Source organism: Phaeodactylibacter xiamenensis, assembly GCF_965229835.1.
In the GTDB taxonomy this organism is placed as follows: Bacteria; Bacteroidota; Bacteroidia; order Chitinophagales; family Saprospiraceae; genus Phaeodactylibacter; species Phaeodactylibacter xiamenensis.
Genome location: NZ_OZ245931.1, coordinates 7,005,138 through 7,020,756, shown reverse-complemented (window position 1 = coordinate 7,020,756; position 15,619 = coordinate 7,005,138). Strand labels below are relative to the sequence as shown.

Here is a 15,619-nt window from a genome sequence, read left to right as displayed (position 1 = left end):
TTGGTTTAAAGATCAGAGTACCAACGTCTCTGCCGGAATAATAATTGTTTAGCTATTCCTGCTGAGAGAAACAGGCTACCGCCCAGCCGCCAGCAGATAGAGCACTGCCATCCGGACGGCCACGCCATTTTCTACCTGTTTGAGGATGATGGAGTGGTCGGAGTCAGCCACATCGCTGGAAATCTCCACTCCCCGGTTGATAGGCCCGGGATGCATGATGACGATTGGCTTGTCGAGGCTGTCCAAAAGCGTTTTATTGATCCCAAAGTATTGACTGTACTCGCGCAGGGAAGGGAAGTATTTGATGTCCTGCCGCTCCAGCTGAATACGGAGCACATTGGCGATATCGCACCACTTCAGGGAATCCCAAACGTCATGCGATACCTCGACCCCGAGGCTTTGAATATGCTTGGGGATAAGCGTTGGCGGGCCGCACACCCTTACTTTTGCGCCCAGCTTGGTCAGGCAGTAGATATTGCTCAGCGCAACGCGGGAGTGGAGTATATCTCCGAAAATCACCACCCGCTTGCCGGCCAGGTCGCCCACCTGTTCCTGCATCGAAAAGGCATCGAGCAGCGCCTGTGTGGGGTGCTCGTGGGTGCCGTCTCCGGCGTTGATGATATTGGCATCAATGTGCTGAGCGAGGAAGTGGTGTGCTCCGGGAGCCGGGTGGCGCATCACGACCATATCGACCTTCATGGCCAGGATGTTATTCACCGTATCCAGCAGGGTCTCCCCTTTCTTCACAGAAGAGGAAGAGGCGGAGAAGTTGACCACATCCGCAGAAAGGCGCTTTTCAGCCAGTTCGAAAGAAATGCGGGTGCGGGTGGAGTTCTCAAAGAAAAGATTCGCAACGGTAACATCTCGCAGGGAAGGTACCTTCTTAATCGGCCGGTTAATGACTTCCTTGAAACTTTCAGCAGTTTCGAAAATCAGCCGGATATCCTCTGCTGTGAGGTATTTGATCCCCAACACATGCTTGGTGCTCAGTTGCTGTACCGTAGCCATTCGATATAATTAAGTGCCGTTTGGCAATTTGTCTGTTGACCTATTCTTCTGCCTCGCTCTTATCAGCAAAAATCAAAACGCGATCTTCGTTGCTCTGCTCTTTCCATTCCACACGGACGAACGCCTTGTCCACAGCATCTACCGTCATGCCAATATAGTCTCCCTGAATAGGCAAATGCCGGTTGAAGCGGCGGTCGACAAGAGCCAGCAATTCCACCTTCTTTGGCCGGCCGTAGTGGTTGAGCGCCGTCAGTGCGGCCTGTACGGTCCGCCCGGTATAGAGCACATCATCCACCAAAATAACTTTCTTGCCTTCCACGAGGAAATCCAGCTCAGTGGGGCTGGCAGAAAGCGGCTTAGCCCGGGTACGGAAATCATCCCGGTAGAACGTGATATCCAGCTTGCCATACTCCACTGCAGGTCCACCGAGCAGATCTTCCAGCCTTTGGTGCAAGCGGTCCCCCAGAAATACGCCACGGGGCTGAATCCCAATGAGGCAGGTATCCTCAAAGGCACCATGCTGCTCAATCAGTTGCTGACAGAGCCGCTCAATGGTCAGCGCAAAGCGCTTTTGACCTGCTATGACGCGTCCTTTTTCCATGCAAAAGCAAATATAGCGGTTCCCGGCCGGATTGCAACAATCTCATTTACGGAATACCTTAGCAGTGGGGCAAAACCTTTTTAAAGGTTGTGTATTTCATTTTTCAAGAAGCCCTTATGCAGCCAGGAATTTAATGAGGAACACCAACAAAATGCTGACCACAAGACCGAAGAATACTTTGCCAAGATCAGAAAGGATCATCCGGAAGACTTCCCGGGAGACCTTCTTATCCAGCTGATAGCGGATGGCAATTTCCCGGCCGGCCAGCAAACCGATAAACACCCAGGTGGTGCTCATAGGGATGTTGCTTAGCTCCTTGAAGAAATACAGGACCACGCCATAGGTCGCATCAATGATGGTAGCCGAACGGATGTCTACCGTATTGGTCTTCGCTTTTACGATTTTCTGGATCGCGCCCCCTTTACTGTAGAAAATGTAAGCCAGCAACGCCAGCAGTATGGTAAGGGAGACCGCCAGAGTGGTAGCACTTGTAGACCGGGGCAGGTATACATATATATTGGCAAAATCCTGAATCAGCCACTGCGACCAGAGAAAGCCGGTCGAGAGCCACTGCAGGGGCACCCAGATGCGGCGGTCGGCATCCGTAGGCCGGGTTTCGATAAAGCGGCGCTCTATCGTTTTGGTAATCAGCAGGTAGATAATGATGGCTACCGAGAAGGCAACAACATAACCCAGGAGCGACTTCACCGTCATATCCACCAGGTTCTTCTCATTGAAGAAAGTGAGGATAAGGAAAGAGGTACTCACCGGAATACCCGTTCGGGTCAGCGACATCAGCACCAAAGGCGGCAGCAGGTAGTACCAGGCAAAAGGTTGCGGCAAGGGGTACTTTTCCAGTCGGCCGTAGGAAACGTCGCCACCATAATTCATCCAGCCGTATATTAAGGTGGCGGACAGAATGCTCCCGGCAAAAAGCCAGAGGACGAACCAGGAGCGCTCCTCATTGGAAGAAAGAAAGGTACCCAGGGTTTGGATACTATCATTGCCGACTACCGAATACCCTGCGAGGATAAAACCCGCCCACATAAAAATCAGGGATGGATCCATGTGTTGTTTGCTTCTAAAATAGTGAGCGACAAAATTAGCGACTACTCCTGCAGGTGGTGTTAAGCCAAGGTTAAGTTTAAATTTTATCCGCCCCTGATTAGGCATTGCTGAAATGTCCTGACTAAAAACAGCCTATCCTGCTGGCTACGCACCCAAAAACAAGTTAATCATTAATTAACACCCTTTTAATCTTCGGTTATCAACTGGCCCCGACATTTGCGGCAGATTACACTTACACAAAAAAACTTTTGTTTATGAACTTTCGACTGTTAGCAATGCTTTTTGTGGTCTCTGCCCTTTTCTTCACAGCTTGTGGAGAAGATGATGACCCCGTAACACCAACTCCTGAGCCAGTTGACGAATCAACCATCATCCTGCGGGAGAACATCACTTCTGATGTAACCTGGGAATCTGACAAAGTTTATGTTTTGGGCGGCCGCATCACGGTTGAGTCCGGTGCAACCCTGACGATTCAGCCTGGTACCGTCATCAAAGCTGAGGCAGGTACAGGCGCTAACGCAACGGCGCTGCTCGTAGCCCGCGGCGGCACACTGATTGCTGAAGGCACGGCTGATGCACCCATCATTTTCACTTCAATCGCTGACGAGATCACGCCTGAGCAGGTAGCTGGCGGTGACTTCGCAAGCCCGAACCTCGACCCGGACATCAACGGTCTTTGGGGTGGTGTGATTGTGCTTGGCAATGCGACCATCTCTGCTTCAAATGAAGATACAGATGAAGACCTGAATGAAGTGCAGATTGAAGGCATCCCTTCAACCGACACCAATGGTCTTTACGGTGGCAATGACGATGGCGACAACTCTGGCGTTATCTCCCACATCTCTATCCGCCACGGTGGTGCAAACATCGGTGCTGGTAACGAAATCAACGGCCTTACCCTCGGTGGTGTAGGTTCTGCTACCACAATCAACAACGTTGAGGTAGTCGCTAATCAGGATGACGGCATCGAATGGTTCGGTGGTACAGTTGACGTAACTGACGTTGTAGTTTGGAACGCAGGTGACGACGCAATCGATACCGATCAGTCTTGGGCTGGTACTCTTGACAACTTCTTCGTAGTTACGCCTGTTGGTAGCTGCTTCGAGCTAGACGGTCCTGAAGGTTCTTACATTGCCCGCCATACCATCAAAAACGGTACTGTTGTTGCTGGCATCTTCGAACTCAACGATGATGATGAGCTAGAGCTCGTTGCCGGTGCAACTGGTTTCCTTATTGATGTAGATGCAGGAGATAGCCCGACTCCAGTTGACATGAGCAACATTCACTTTGTTGGTCCATTCGCTTCAGGACAAACAGTTACTGATGATGAAGCTGTAGAAGCGACTTTTTCTGACGTAACTTTTGATGTTGACCCAGCAGACCTTGAAGGACTAATGGAAGAAGGCACTGTACCTGCAGGTATCTCTGCTGGTGGTGCTCCGGTTGCTGACAAGTCTGGCCTCGGTTGGACCTGGGCTTCTATCAGAGGCGGACTGGACGGTCTCTAAGCCGAATGGCAGACTATTATTTTGATCTTAATTCTCTACATCATTTTCGATAAATGATACTGAAAAGATTCATGGCTTCCGGGCCGTGAATCTTTTCACATTAAAATTGCCCTAAATAATTTAAGCACATGAGGCAGCTTTTAACTATCCTATTCATACTCACTGCACTATTTGCAACCGCTCAAAATGGCACCATCCGGGGCACCGTAATTGAAGACGAAAGTGGCTTTACGGTAATCGGAGCAAACGTATTGGTTAAGGATTCCGACCGTGGTACCGTTACCGACCTTGATGGACAGTTTTCCATCTCTATTGCACCTGGGACTTATTCCATACAGATTTCCTACATCGGTTTTCAGACCCTGACCGTTTCTGATGTTGAAGTAGTGGCCGGTGAAGTCAACGCCCTCGGTGAAATCCGCCTGGGAGATGACACCAAGCAGCTACAGGAGGTCGTCGTCACCGGCAAAGCCATCCGCACAACGGAGGCGGCTCTGATGACCATCAAGAAAAAAGCGCCTGCCATGCTGGACGGTATCTCTTCTGCCCGTATGCAGCTGACGGGGGATGCAACAGCAGTGGAAGCGGCCAAGCGTGTAACCGGTGTTTCCATTGAAGGTGGCAAGTACGTCTACGTTCGTGGACTGGGGGACCGCTACTCCAAGACGACCCTTAATGGTGTGGATATACCGGGGCTGGACCCTGACCGGAACACCATTCAGATGGACATCTTCCCTACCAGCCTGATCGACAACCTGGTCGTGAGCAAAAACTTCACGGCTGATATGCCGGCCGACTTTACCGGGGGGCTGCTGAACATAGAAACCAAGGATTTCCCCGAGGAAAAACTCATTTCTGCATCTGTCAGCCTGGGTTATAACCCCCAGATGAACCTCACCAATGACTTCCTCACTTACGATGGTGGCGGTACCGACTTCCTCGGCTTTGACGATGGCTCCCGGGCTTTGCCTAACGGGGCAGGCAGCGCCAATATCCCCACTCCTATCAGCGGTAACTCCTCTGAAGAAGTCGGCCAGTTTATCCGCAGCTTCAACCCTGAGCTGGGCGCAAGGCGTGAAACCAGCTTCCTCGACTACAGCGCCAGTGTGTCTCTTGCCAATCAGCTAACACTGAACAACGAAAAAGAAGGCAAACTCGGCTACATCTTGTCTCTCTCCTATCGCAATGACTACACTTACTATGATGATGTATTTTATGGAGAATACCAGCGGGTAACCGACCCGGCAGATTACGAGATGATATATGCCAACGACCAGTTCGGACAACTCGGAGAACAAAGTATTCTCATCGGCGGACTTGCAGGCCTGGCGTATAAAACTCAACGCTCCAAGTACCGCCTGACCGCTATGCGCCTTCAAAATGGGGAAAAGCGTGCGGGCCAGTTCGTAATCGACAACAACGGAGATGCAATTGGCCAGTCCGGTTTCATCGCGTTGTCTGACAACCTGGAATACAATCAGCGTTCCCTGACCAACTTCCTGCTGAACGGTACACACGTGCTGGGCGATAAAGGATGGGAAGTGGACTGGCGTACTGCTGCGACTATTTCCACATCGGATGATCCGGATATCCGTAAGACGGCCTTCACCGTATCTCCGGTTGACACCAACTTCGTAGCCGGTGCAGGAGGCAACCCTTCACGGATCTGGCGCTACCTGGATGAAGTCAATCTGGTAGGCAAAGTAGATGTCACCAAGCAGTACACCTTCCGAGGTGAAAATGCCCGGCTGAAGTTTGGAGGTGCCTATACCTTCAAAGAGCGGGATTACGAAATCCTCTTCTATGATGTTCAGTTCTTCGGCGGCAGCACTTCTTTTGATCCGGCCCCAAATGATGTACTTGTTGATGAGAATCTGTTCCCAACCGGAAACATCTACTATCAATCGGGTAATAATATACCTAACCCGAACCAGTATAATTCGACGGTAAGCAATACAGGAGTATACGTTTCCAACGAAGCCGACCTGTTCCCAGGCCTTAAAACTATTGTTGGAATACGTGCAGAAAACTACGTTCAGCGCCATACCGGCCGGGATCAACGTTTTTCCAGTGGAGACATGGGAGGGAACAACCTGGAAAATGAAAAGGTACTGGATGATCTGGACTTTTTCCCTTCCGTCAATTTAATTTACAGCCTGCAGGAAGAGCAGAACCTGCGCGCGGCTTATTCCCGGACTATTGCCCGGCCTTCTTTCAAAGAGCTGTCTTTTGCCCAGATTCTCGACCCTGTAACCAACCGGATCTTTAACGGTAGCTTGTTTAGCCTCGGGGGCTGGGACGGTAACCTGGTGGCGACTCGCATAGACAATATCGACCTTCGATGGGAGCTTTTCATGGAAGGCGGACAAATTTTCTCAGTTAGTGGTTTTTACAAGCGCTTCGACCAGCCCATCGAATTGGTACGGCTTCCTCAGGCGGCGACCAGTGCGGAGTTTCAGCCCCGGAACGTGGGTGACGGGCAACTCTTCGGATTGGAATTTGAAGTGCGCAAGAGCCTGAACTTCATTACTCCTGCGCTGGCGGACTTCTCCTTTAGCGGTAATGTCACAGTGGTAGAATCTCAAATTGACATGACCGATGCAGAGTTTAATAACCGTCAGTTATTTGAGCGCGAAGGGCAAACCATCGAGAATACCCGCCAAATGGCCGGGCAGGCACCTTACGTCATCAACGCAGGCCTGACCTACGGCAACCGCGATAACGGAATCGACGCTGGCCTGTTTTATAACGTAAAAGGGGAAACGCTGCAGATTGTAGGCACCGGTTTGTACCCGGACGTCTACTTCCAGCCCTTTCACAGCCTAAACTTCAGCTTCAACAAAAAGTTGGGCGCAGAGCAGAATACGACCCTCGACTTTGGTATCAACAATATTCTGAATGACGAAGTGGAAAGCTTCTACCAGTCTTTTGAGGCGACACCACAGGTCTTCAACCGGGTGAACCCAGGCGTTTCCGTAAGCGTGGGCATCAGCCACAAGTTTTAAGTGTAACGATTTACCTAACAGTCTCCCATACTTTTTTAGTTAAATGCCGAGCGGCATGTTCCCACACCGGGAGCATGCCGCTTCTCTTTATACTACAGGCTTAAAAGGTCAGGCACTTTCGTATTTGGGCTTGAGGTTGTTGTACAGCTCCATCACCTGTGCCCGCCGTTGCAGCAGGGCTTCCAGCTGCTTTTCCGGAACGATTTTCAGGCGTTGGTGCTGACGGTACTCGTCCCGGTATTCGAGGTAGTACAAAGAAAAATACCCGGTCAGCAACAAGCCCATATAGGCCAGGGGCAACCATCGCCACTGCGTAGCCAGGGTTACAATAGCCACGGCCATAGTTACAACAAGGTACACCCCAAGGCTCACAGCCCAGCGTACCGGCATGATAAATTCATGGGTTTTCACCCGTGTCTCAGAAATATACCTGCCCGGCAGGGTCAGGGGTTTATTGAATGCATACCCCAGCAAGAAAACAGGGAAACCCAGCCACAGCGGCCAGGCGGGGGGAGGCTGTTTGCGCTGCATCAGCGTTCGGTCTTCCAAACCGAATTGCCCCAGGTGCTCCATATAGTCCGCTACTGCTTCCCGCAGTTCTGGCAAGGCATCCGGGTCAGATTCATTTACTTTCTTAGACACACCTTTTTCCATTTCAAAACGGCCCGGATCTATAGAAAAAACAGGAAAGCGTGGTTCTGGAAAAGTGCTCCGGTGCATTTGCAGCAGGCCTTCCACCAGCTCGTCATTTTCAGGGCTTTCCACGTGGACCAGGCAGTCCTCCAAAGCCGGGCGGATAGCATTGGTGAGGTCCATAATCGCTTTATTAGCGTTGTGGACATAATCCTCAAGATAGTCCTTTGCCTTTACCGGCTCACCGATTTCAATCATTACTTCAGAGCGGGGGCGATCAGCGTAAGTGAAGTTCACGCCACCGGGCACGATATACACTTCCTCCAGATCATAGGCCTCAATAGCCCCGAAAGCCATGCGGGCGGTCCCCTTTTTGAGCGGTCGCAGCCGCTTGACCTGAATGGTACTGCCCTCGATGAGGATCATGACGGTACGATTGTCATGCAACGCACTGAATACGGACTGGAACGTCTCATAGTTGTTCTTCAACTTGCTGTAACCCCCATCTTTACGGCGGTAAATGGGAAGCATATTCAGGCTGCGCAGGAGCTGATCAAAGATTTTCTTCTGAAACAGGTTGCCGCGTACCAGAAAAAAGAGCGGACGGTCCAGAAAACAGGCCATCAAACAAGGCTCGATGAAGGCTGTCGGATGATTAGAAGCCAGGAAAACCGGCTTATCCCTGGGTATGCGCTCCGCGTTAGAGACATAGATTTTTCGATAAAAGGCTTTTAGCCCCAAACGGGCAATCGGCCGCACGAACGAGTACAACATGTAGGCTCTCCGTTGGTGAATGAGGGGGTAAAGTTAACGATATTTCAAAAGCCTGCAGTAGGTATTGGCCAATCGCTCCTGAGAAAAGCCCATCCGGTACATATTGAATACGATTAAATTGGCGAGCTGCACCCGCATGTAGTTGTTTTCTTCGTACTTGCGCGCAGAGATCAGCGTAGCCTTGGGCATAATTTTGAACGGATACTTTTCGCGTACCCGTTGCATGAAATCGTACTCCTCCATGATTTGATAATCCTCCCGGTAACCGCCAAAGGCTTCAAAAACAGAGCGGTCCACATAGATCGACTGATCGCCGCCACGGCACCACATAAAATCAAAGCGCGTGAAGTAGGCATTGATTTTTAAAAGCCGGTGATCCGTATCGTAAACCGATTGGTAAGACCCAATAGGGTAGCCTTCTGATCTGGCCGCCGCAATATCATCCAGGTAAGTAGCCGGGGGCAGGGTGTCCGCATGCACAAAATAAAGCACCTCTCCCCTACTCTGCCCCGCCCCGTAGTTCATTTGCCGGGACCGCCCTTTCTCAGGAGCGGCTAGTACAGTTGCACCGGCTGCATCGGCAATAGCTGCGGTACCGTCTGTGCTGCCGGCATCAACGACCAGCAAGTCTGCCAGGCGTTGGTCGGCATTTTCACACAGATGAGTGACTACCTTTCCGATTTCCTCCGCTTCATTGAGTGCGGGAATAATGATGCTTACCGTCATAGTCTCTTTTTAAAAGGCTTCCCCCACCGTGAGGTAAAAGCCGCTGCTGCCTGCTGCAAAGCCATAGTCGAGGCGCACGTGTACCTGCTCCGCTTCCAGCAGCAAAAACCGCAGCCCCAGCCCGGCTGTCCATCGGGTATTTTGCAGCTGAAAACCAGACACTTCACCAGACACGTTACCCAGTCCTCCAAAAACGGCACCCTTAAGCCGCCAGAATAGCGGAAAGCGGTAACCGCCCTGCAATATTGCCATTTGCCGGTCGCGGTAACGCCCTTCGTAGTAGCCCCTCATACGCCGGGTGCCACCCATGAGGGCTAAATGGGTAAAAGGAGGCGCTCCGGTATTGAACTCCAGATAGGCATTAAGCGCAAAGACGGCATCCTCACCTGTGGACCAGTACTTTCGGGCATCCAAAGCAAATTTGGTAAAATCAAACCGGCTCCCGGTGCGGGAACCGCTGTTGATGGCACCAAGTTCAAAATAATGCCCGGCCGTGGGGTAAAAAACGTTATTCCGCTGGTCCAGTAGCACAAAACCACCCGCAGCGGAAAGCAATCCACCCGATTGGCCTACGGTTGACGCTCCGTCCAGCAAGCCTCCGGGTTGCAGCCCGCCTACCTGCATATCATCCAGCCAATAGCGAAAGCCAACGTACCAGTCGCCCCAAAATTTACGCGCCACATTGAGACGTACTCTTGGGAAGCTTAGGTCAAATAGCTCGCCCTCGTAGTCTTCAAAACCATTCCCAATACCATAATAGAAATAGGTATACCGGTAATAGCCCAGTTCCCCGTAGATATTATAGGTTTCGTCTTTGGCGAAGATTTGAAACGGCAGGTACGATAAGATCTGATTTTCCAGCGTATACGCTCCGCCCAGTTGCAGCTGCGAAGGCCGGCTGTCCGGCGCCTCTCCCGGTAGCCTAAAGGTATAAATCCCGGCTGCCCCAAAGCCCCAGCTCGTCTCCGGGGTGAGGAAGACAATGGGCAGGGCCACCAAACGGGAATCGGATTGCTGCGTAGTGTCCTCCTGAGCTTGCGCAGGCAGCAGGCATGCCCCCAGGCAAAGCATTGTGAGTACGGCTGTCTTCATACGGACAAGATACGAAGTTTGGTGGGGGTGTGGATGTGCCTGGCTAAGAGCCCTTGTCAGAATGTCTTTGTTACTTCATCAAAATCAGCACTTAATCCCCCAACAACAGCCTGAACAGGCAGCGTGTGACCCTGTGAAATTTACGATAAGCCATTCACAACTACTTTCCGTGCCCATACGGGCGGGTATTCCGTGGCCCCCCCCCTGCCTGAGTTTGTTGCGGATAGAGGACCACTGAACACACAGAATACACAGACGATGTTTCTTGCCCCCAAAGCGCCACAATAAAGCCGCCTTCTGTGTATTCCGTGCCCATACGGGCGGGTATTCCGTGTATTCCGTGGTTGGAAAGGCAGGTTATCCCGCCCTCATACGGGTAGGCCATTCCGGGTATTCCGTGGTGCCGTGGTGCCCCCCAGCCTGAGTGTGTTGCGGATAAGAGGACCACTGAACACACAGAATACACAGACGATGTTTCTTGCCCCCCAATGCGCCACAATAATGCCGCCTTCCGTGTATTCCGTGCCCATACGGGTAGGCCATTCCGGGTATTCCGTGGTGCCGTGGTGCCCCCCAGCCTGAGTGTGTTGCGGATAAGAGGACCACTGAACACACAGAATACACAGACGATGTTTCTTGCCTCCCAATGCGCCACAATAATGCCGCCTTCCGGGTATTCCGTGCCCATACGGGCGGGTATTCCGTGTATTCCGTGTATTCCGTGGTTCCGTGGTTCCGTGGTTCCGTGGTTCCATGGTTGGAAAGGCAGGTTATCCCGCACCCATACGGGCAGGCCATTCCGGGTATTCCGTGGTGCCGTGGTGCCCCCCAGCCTGAATATGTTGCGGATAGAGGACCACTGAACACACAGAATACACAGACGATGTTTCTTGCCTCCCAATGCACCACAATAATGCCGCCTTCCGGGTATTCCGTGCCCATACGGGCGGGTATTCCGTGTATTCCGTGTATTCCGTGGTTCCGTGGTTCCGTGGTTCCATGGTTGGAAAGGCAGGTTATCCCGCACCCATACGGGCAGGCCATTCCGGGTATTCCGTGGTGCCGTGGTGCCCCCCAGCCTGAGTGTGTTGCGGATAGAGGACCACTGAACACACAGAATACACAGACGATGTTTCTTGCCCCCAATGCGCCACAATAATGCCGCCTTCCGTGTATTCCGTGCCCATACGGGCGGGTATTCCGTGTATTCCGTGTATTCCGTGGTTCCGTGGTTCCGTGGTTGGAAAGGCAGGTTATACCGCCCCCATACAGGCAGGCCATTCCGTGTATTCCGTGCCCATACGGGCGGGTATTCCGTGGTGCCATGGTTGGAAAGGCAGGTTATACCGTGGTCTATAAAATAAAACTCAAAGCTTCACCCCCAACTGATAAGCCCCAACAAACAAATCCTCCAGGTATGCTTCGCCCTGATTGGTCAGAATAATGACGCCGGTTTTTGCAGAACGGTTAAAGCCCATGATGGTGGCCACACCCTGTTCGCCTCCGTCGTGCCCCCAAAGGGCATCAGGTTTGTACAATTCAAAGAGGTGCAGCCCGACCTCATCGTCTATGTCGGCGATCTGAGGGGTCATCATAGCTTGGGCAGTGGCGGGCTTCAGCAGGCTGACGCCCGCGAGCTGACCATCGCTGGCAAGTGCAGCAGCGATCTTGTGAAGATCTCTTGCGGTAGTCCGGAGCCCGCCGTTGGGGTAATCGGCATTGGTGTAATGAGCGATAGGTTCGTTCTGCCCACCGATATCATCGTAGGGAGTGACAATCCGCCCTAAGATTTCGTCCAGCCGCCAGGAAGTGTGCGACAGCTCCAAAGGGCTGAAAATTGCTGCCTTGCAATAGTCGTTGAAATCGAGCCCCGAGATTTCTTCCACCAATACACCGATCAGGGCGCTACCAATATTGCTGTATTCATAATCGGTGCCCGGTTCGAAGTCATAAAAGTTTTCATCGGCATCGTAAAACTGCCCACCCTGCGACAGGTAATTTTCGATAAAGAAAGACAAAGATACTGGCGGGTCCTCACCATAATAATACTGCTCGTCCATAACAGAGTCGTTATCGGCTATGCCGGAGGTATGCGTAAGCAGCATCCGGAATGTGATGGATTGAGTATAACCCGGCACATTGACTTCGAAAGGGAGGTAGTCGTTGACCGGGGCGTCGAGTTCAAAAGCGCCTTCATCATATAGCTTCAGGAGAGCGATTGCAGTAACGACCTTGGAAATGGAAGCCGTCAGGAACAGATGGTCCGGTTGTAAAGCAACCTCTTGTTCGAGGTTCGAAAAACCAGCATACTTCTCATATAGGACCTCTTCTCCCCTAAAAATCAGCACCGCGGCTGCCGGGATGTTCTGCTCGTCCATTTCCGCTTCCAGGAAGGCTTCGAAATCCTCGATGCTGTTGATTTCTATGGCTTCTTCACGGCAGCCTACCGCGAGAAGAAGGAGTGAAAGAGCGGAAATTATGCCTAATTTTTTCATTAAACAGGGTTTGATTGAATAGCAGAACGAAAAAAATAATAGCTGTGGTGCCTATTACGCTCCATCAAAGCCATAAAATCCCCACCCCCCCTGTAACCAATCCCCACTCCTGCATTATGAAAGCAACGAACCAAAATTTAGGGACAGGTTTTTCCGATGTTCCTAATTTATTGGATGCCCCGGGGCTCTTTAAAACCCAATTGGACCATTAGCCTGACTGTAAGCGCCAGGCTTTCGGAAAAAATGTATGATAGATGCTATCGAATTTGCAATTAAGCCGTTCTTTTGCAAAAACCATTCCTATGAGTGCGCCCAAGCGGACGGTCTCAGAAGCAGACATGCAGGAAGAGTGGCTTGAAGTGCAGGCTGCTCAAAAGGATCCCGCTATGTTCAGGCCCCTCTATGAGCGCTACCACGAGCCCATTTATATCTACATTTTTCGCCGGACTACGGATGAGATGCTGACGGCAGACCTTTGCTCACAGGTGTTCCTCAAAGCCATGCAGAAAATCCACCGCTACGAATACCAGGGTGTACCTTTCTCGGCATGGCTGTACCGGATTGCCAGCAATGAAATCGCTCAGCATTTTCGCAAAGCAAACAAAACAAGGGTAGTCACTATCGAGGATGCCCCCCTGTCGCACCTGTCCGAAGAAATCGGCAGGGAAATACCGGAAGACCTCACCCCACTGCTCGTTCAGGCACTGGACTCGCTGAAGGAGGAGGATCTCCAAATTATTGAATTGCGTTTCTTCGAGGAGCGCCCATATAAGGAAGTTGGCGAAATATTGGGAATTACGGAAAACTACGCCAAAGTGAAGACTTTCCGGATTCTGAACCGTATAAAGAAAAATCTGGGCGAATGATGTATCCCCTGACTACAAAACCGAGCAGAAATGCAGTGCCTGGACATTATGCCTGTTGGACGCCCCTGACCGGGCTGCAAAACCAGCAACTATGAGTAAAAATTACAATTTCAAATTCAACCCGGATCTGCCTTCCAAATCAGACATCGATAAGCACCGCGACTTCGATGCGCTATTGGGGCAGTACCATGCTGCACAACGGGCACAGCAAACGGCAAAAGTCCGAAAGCTCGTCATTCGGAGCCTGAGTGCCGCTGCCGCTGTAGCTTTGCTCGCGATCGGGGTCCGGGCAGTCTTTTTCTCTGGTGAAACAGCACCTCCAATAAGCAATACAGCTTTCCTGGCGGAGCAGCCGTTCATCGATCAGCCCATAGAATCTCTTGCCGCACCGGCTTTCGCCAATTTCCGTGTGAATACCGCCAAAGGTGGCGTTTATGAGTACCCCAGCGGGTCAAAATTGGTTGTCCCGGCCGCAGCCTTCGCTAATGATTACGGACAGCTCATTGGGGGAGAGGTGGACGTGTTTTACCGCGAGATGCATGACTATGTGGACTTTTTCACTTCGGGCATTCCCATGCGCTACGATTCTGCCGGCAATGCTTATCAGCTGGAATCTTCCGGCATGATTGAACTTTACGCCGAGCAGGATGGGCAACGGGTTCAGCTGGCGGTAGGTAAGAAAATTGATATCGAACTCGCTTCTGAAATCCTGATCCGGGCAGATCAGCTCAACGCCCCGCCCCGCTACAACGTATATTTCCTGGACACCCTGATCAATCAATGGCGCTATCAGGATGTCGATCAGCTGCAATTGATGGCTAACGGGCAGACGATGACGAACGATCCTTATCAAAAGGAAAAAAATACCCTGCTTAGCGAATTACAGGCCATCGAAGCCCGTAAGGAGAAGCGGTTGTCTGCACTCGAAGGCAGTATTCCCTCTCTGGTGAAGCCCCTGCGCCCTGTACAGGCAAGCGGCGACCGGCCTACCTTGGAGCTCAACTTCCTGGATGGCTCCGTACAGGTGGAAGATTCCCGGAACGGGCAGGTACAAAGTGAGCTGGCGCAATTACAACAAATGTATCAAAATGTCATCTGGCAAATTTCGGAAGACAGCCCGGCCTATGATTCCAGAGCCTTTGCCGTGGAATGGGAGTCCGTTAGCATTCGCCCCATCAACAACCGGGACTACGAGCTGACACTGATTCATCCGAAAAACCAGGTTACCCTGATCGTCAGCCCGGTCCTCATGGGTGAGGATTACCAAAATGCCCTTAACCGGTACAGTCAGGAGCTAACCACCTACCAAAAAACAATGACAGAACGCGAAGCCCGGCTAAGCGAAGAAAGGGAAGCTATCATTGAAACGGCTGAGCAGGAAAAGCAAGCCGCCATTGCCAGCTATGATGAAACGATTGTCGGGGAGGAAAGTGCCCGGGACCTGCAACATTTGGTACGCAGCAAGGTGATGAATCGTTTCAAGGCAGACAAGCTCGGCGTTTGGAACTGCGCCCGCCCTGTGCCAGTCACCATTCAGCCCCTTAAAGCAAAGTACAAGGACCAATACGGCAATACTTACCAAAAGGAAAAAATGTACCTGGTAGATAAAAGCAAAAACACGATTTACCAGTTCTACTCGGGCAGTGAGGTGGTGGAAGGCCTCAACCAGAACGCCGATAACCTGATTTGGGTGGTTACGCCCGATAATGAAATAGCGGTACTCCGGTCCGCTCAGCTCCGCCGCATCAATCAGAAGCCAGGAAAGCCTGCAACCCTTGAGATGGAAGTACTTGGGCAGCCTGCTGATGCACACGAAGCACGGGAAATGTTACAGTTTTAGTGC

At 51.6% G+C, this 15,619-nt stretch carries 11 protein-coding genes; 4 read left to right on the top strand and 7 right to left on the bottom strand.

Going from position 1 to position 15,619, the window contains the following annotated elements; all coding sequences use genetic code 11:
• Positions 1–75 precede the first annotated feature (75 nt).
• The 3 genes from ACO08I_RS27110 to ACO08I_RS27100 form a co-directional block, all read right to left on the bottom strand.
• Positions 76–1,008 carry an aspartate carbamoyltransferase catalytic subunit gene (locus ACO08I_RS27110; RefSeq protein ID WP_421947683.1) on the bottom strand — a complete coding sequence of 311 codons (933 nt, stop codon included), beginning with the start codon at positions 1,006–1,008 and terminating at the stop codon, positions 76–78.
• A 40-nt stretch (positions 1,009–1,048) separates the two neighbouring features.
• A complete protein-coding gene (gene pyrR / locus ACO08I_RS27105) occupies positions 1,049–1,609 on the bottom strand; it encodes a bifunctional pyr operon transcriptional regulator/uracil phosphoribosyltransferase PyrR (RefSeq protein ID WP_044223773.1) in 561 nt (186 codons plus the stop codon).
• Between the two features lie 114 nt (positions 1,610–1,723).
• Complete coding sequence (locus tag ACO08I_RS27100) at positions 1,724–2,677, bottom strand: hypothetical protein (protein WP_282777827.1); 954 nt, start codon at positions 2,675–2,677, stop codon at positions 1,724–1,726.
• Positions 2,678–2,931: 254 nt separating this feature from the next.
• Here ACO08I_RS27100 and ACO08I_RS27095 point away from each other — a divergent pair, with 254 nt between their 5' ends.
• Both ACO08I_RS27095 and ACO08I_RS27090 read left to right on the top strand, forming a co-directional pair.
• Positions 2,932–4,185, top strand: coding sequence for a hypothetical protein (locus ACO08I_RS27095; protein ID WP_421947682.1), 1,254 nt, complete (start codon positions 2,932–2,934; stop codon positions 4,183–4,185).
• Positions 4,186–4,313: 128 nt separating this feature from the next.
• Positions 4,314–7,190 carry a TonB-dependent receptor domain-containing protein gene (locus ACO08I_RS27090; RefSeq protein WP_421947681.1) on the top strand — a complete coding sequence of 959 codons (2,877 nt, stop codon included), beginning with the start codon at positions 4,314–4,316 and terminating at the stop codon, positions 7,188–7,190.
• A 108-nt stretch (positions 7,191–7,298) separates the two neighbouring features.
• On the opposite strand, the gene ACO08I_RS27085 is transcribed toward ACO08I_RS27090, so the two are convergent.
• The 4 genes from ACO08I_RS27085 to ACO08I_RS27070 all read right to left on the bottom strand — a co-directional run bounded on the left by ACO08I_RS27085 (position 7,299) and on the right by ACO08I_RS27070 (position 12,910).
• Positions 7,299–8,597 (bottom strand): 1-acyl-sn-glycerol-3-phosphate acyltransferase, encoded by a 1,299-nt coding sequence (locus tag ACO08I_RS27085; RefSeq protein WP_282777834.1) that lies wholly within the window; start codon positions 8,595–8,597, stop codon positions 7,299–7,301.
• A 33-nt stretch (positions 8,598–8,630) separates the two neighbouring features.
• Positions 8,631–9,323 (bottom strand): TIGR04283 family arsenosugar biosynthesis glycosyltransferase, encoded by a 693-nt coding sequence (locus ACO08I_RS27080; protein ID WP_421947680.1) that lies wholly within the window; start codon positions 9,321–9,323, stop codon positions 8,631–8,633.
• Positions 9,324–9,332: 9 nt separating this feature from the next.
• A complete protein-coding gene (locus ACO08I_RS27075) occupies positions 9,333–10,415 on the bottom strand; it encodes a BamA/TamA family outer membrane protein (RefSeq protein WP_282777837.1) in 1,083 nt (360 codons plus the stop codon).
• Positions 10,416–11,782: 1,367 nt separating this feature from the next.
• Positions 11,783–12,910, bottom strand: coding sequence for a serine hydrolase domain-containing protein (locus ACO08I_RS27070; RefSeq protein ID WP_421947679.1), 1,128 nt, complete (start codon positions 12,908–12,910; stop codon positions 11,783–11,785).
• A 302-nt stretch (positions 12,911–13,212) separates the two neighbouring features.
• Here ACO08I_RS27070 and ACO08I_RS27065 point away from each other — a divergent pair, with 302 nt between their 5' ends.
• Together ACO08I_RS27065 and ACO08I_RS27060 are read left to right on the top strand one after the other, a co-directional pair.
• Entirely contained in the window at positions 13,213–13,776 is a 564-nt protein-coding gene (locus tag ACO08I_RS27065; protein WP_282776618.1) for an RNA polymerase sigma factor, read from the top strand.
• Between the two features lie 91 nt (positions 13,777–13,867).
• Entirely contained in the window at positions 13,868–15,616 is a 1,749-nt protein-coding gene (locus ACO08I_RS27060; RefSeq protein ID WP_282776616.1) for a hypothetical protein, read from the top strand.
• The last annotated feature ends 3 nt before the right edge of the window (positions 15,617–15,619 follow it).

What these genes read in the sequence shown, in the direction of transcription:
- ACO08I_RS27110 (WP_421947683.1), bottom strand. Translation starts at nt 1,008, where the DNA reads ATGGCTACGGTACAGCAACTGAGCACCAAGCATGTGTTGGGGATCAAA.
- pyrR (WP_044223773.1), bottom strand. Translation starts at nt 1,609, where the DNA reads ATGGAAAAAGGACGCGTCATAGCAGGTCAAAAGCGCTTTGCGCTGACC.
- ACO08I_RS27100 (WP_282777827.1), bottom strand. Translation starts at nt 2,677, where the DNA reads ATGGATCCATCCCTGATTTTTATGTGGGCGGGTTTTATCCTCGCAGGG.
- ACO08I_RS27095 (WP_421947682.1), top strand. Translation starts at nt 2,932, where the DNA reads ATGAACTTTCGACTGTTAGCAATGCTTTTTGTGGTCTCTGCCCTTTTC.
- ACO08I_RS27090 (WP_421947681.1), top strand. Translation starts at nt 4,314, where the DNA reads ATGAGGCAGCTTTTAACTATCCTATTCATACTCACTGCACTATTTGCA.
- ACO08I_RS27085 (WP_282777834.1), bottom strand. Translation starts at nt 8,597, where the DNA reads ATGTTGTACTCGTTCGTGCGGCCGATTGCCCGTTTGGGGCTAAAAGCC.
- ACO08I_RS27080 (WP_421947680.1), bottom strand. Translation starts at nt 9,323, where the DNA reads ATGACGGTAAGCATCATTATTCCCGCACTCAATGAAGCGGAGGAAATC.
- ACO08I_RS27075 (WP_282777837.1), bottom strand. Translation starts at nt 10,415, where the DNA reads ATGAAGACAGCCGTACTCACAATGCTTTGCCTGGGGGCATGCCTGCTG.
- ACO08I_RS27070 (WP_421947679.1), bottom strand. Translation starts at nt 12,910, where the DNA reads ATGAAAAAATTAGGCATAATTTCCGCTCTTTCACTCCTTCTTCTCGCG.
- ACO08I_RS27065 (WP_282776618.1), top strand. Translation starts at nt 13,213, where the DNA reads ATGAGTGCGCCCAAGCGGACGGTCTCAGAAGCAGACATGCAGGAAGAG.
- ACO08I_RS27060 (WP_282776616.1), top strand. Translation starts at nt 13,868, where the DNA reads ATGAGTAAAAATTACAATTTCAAATTCAACCCGGATCTGCCTTCCAAA.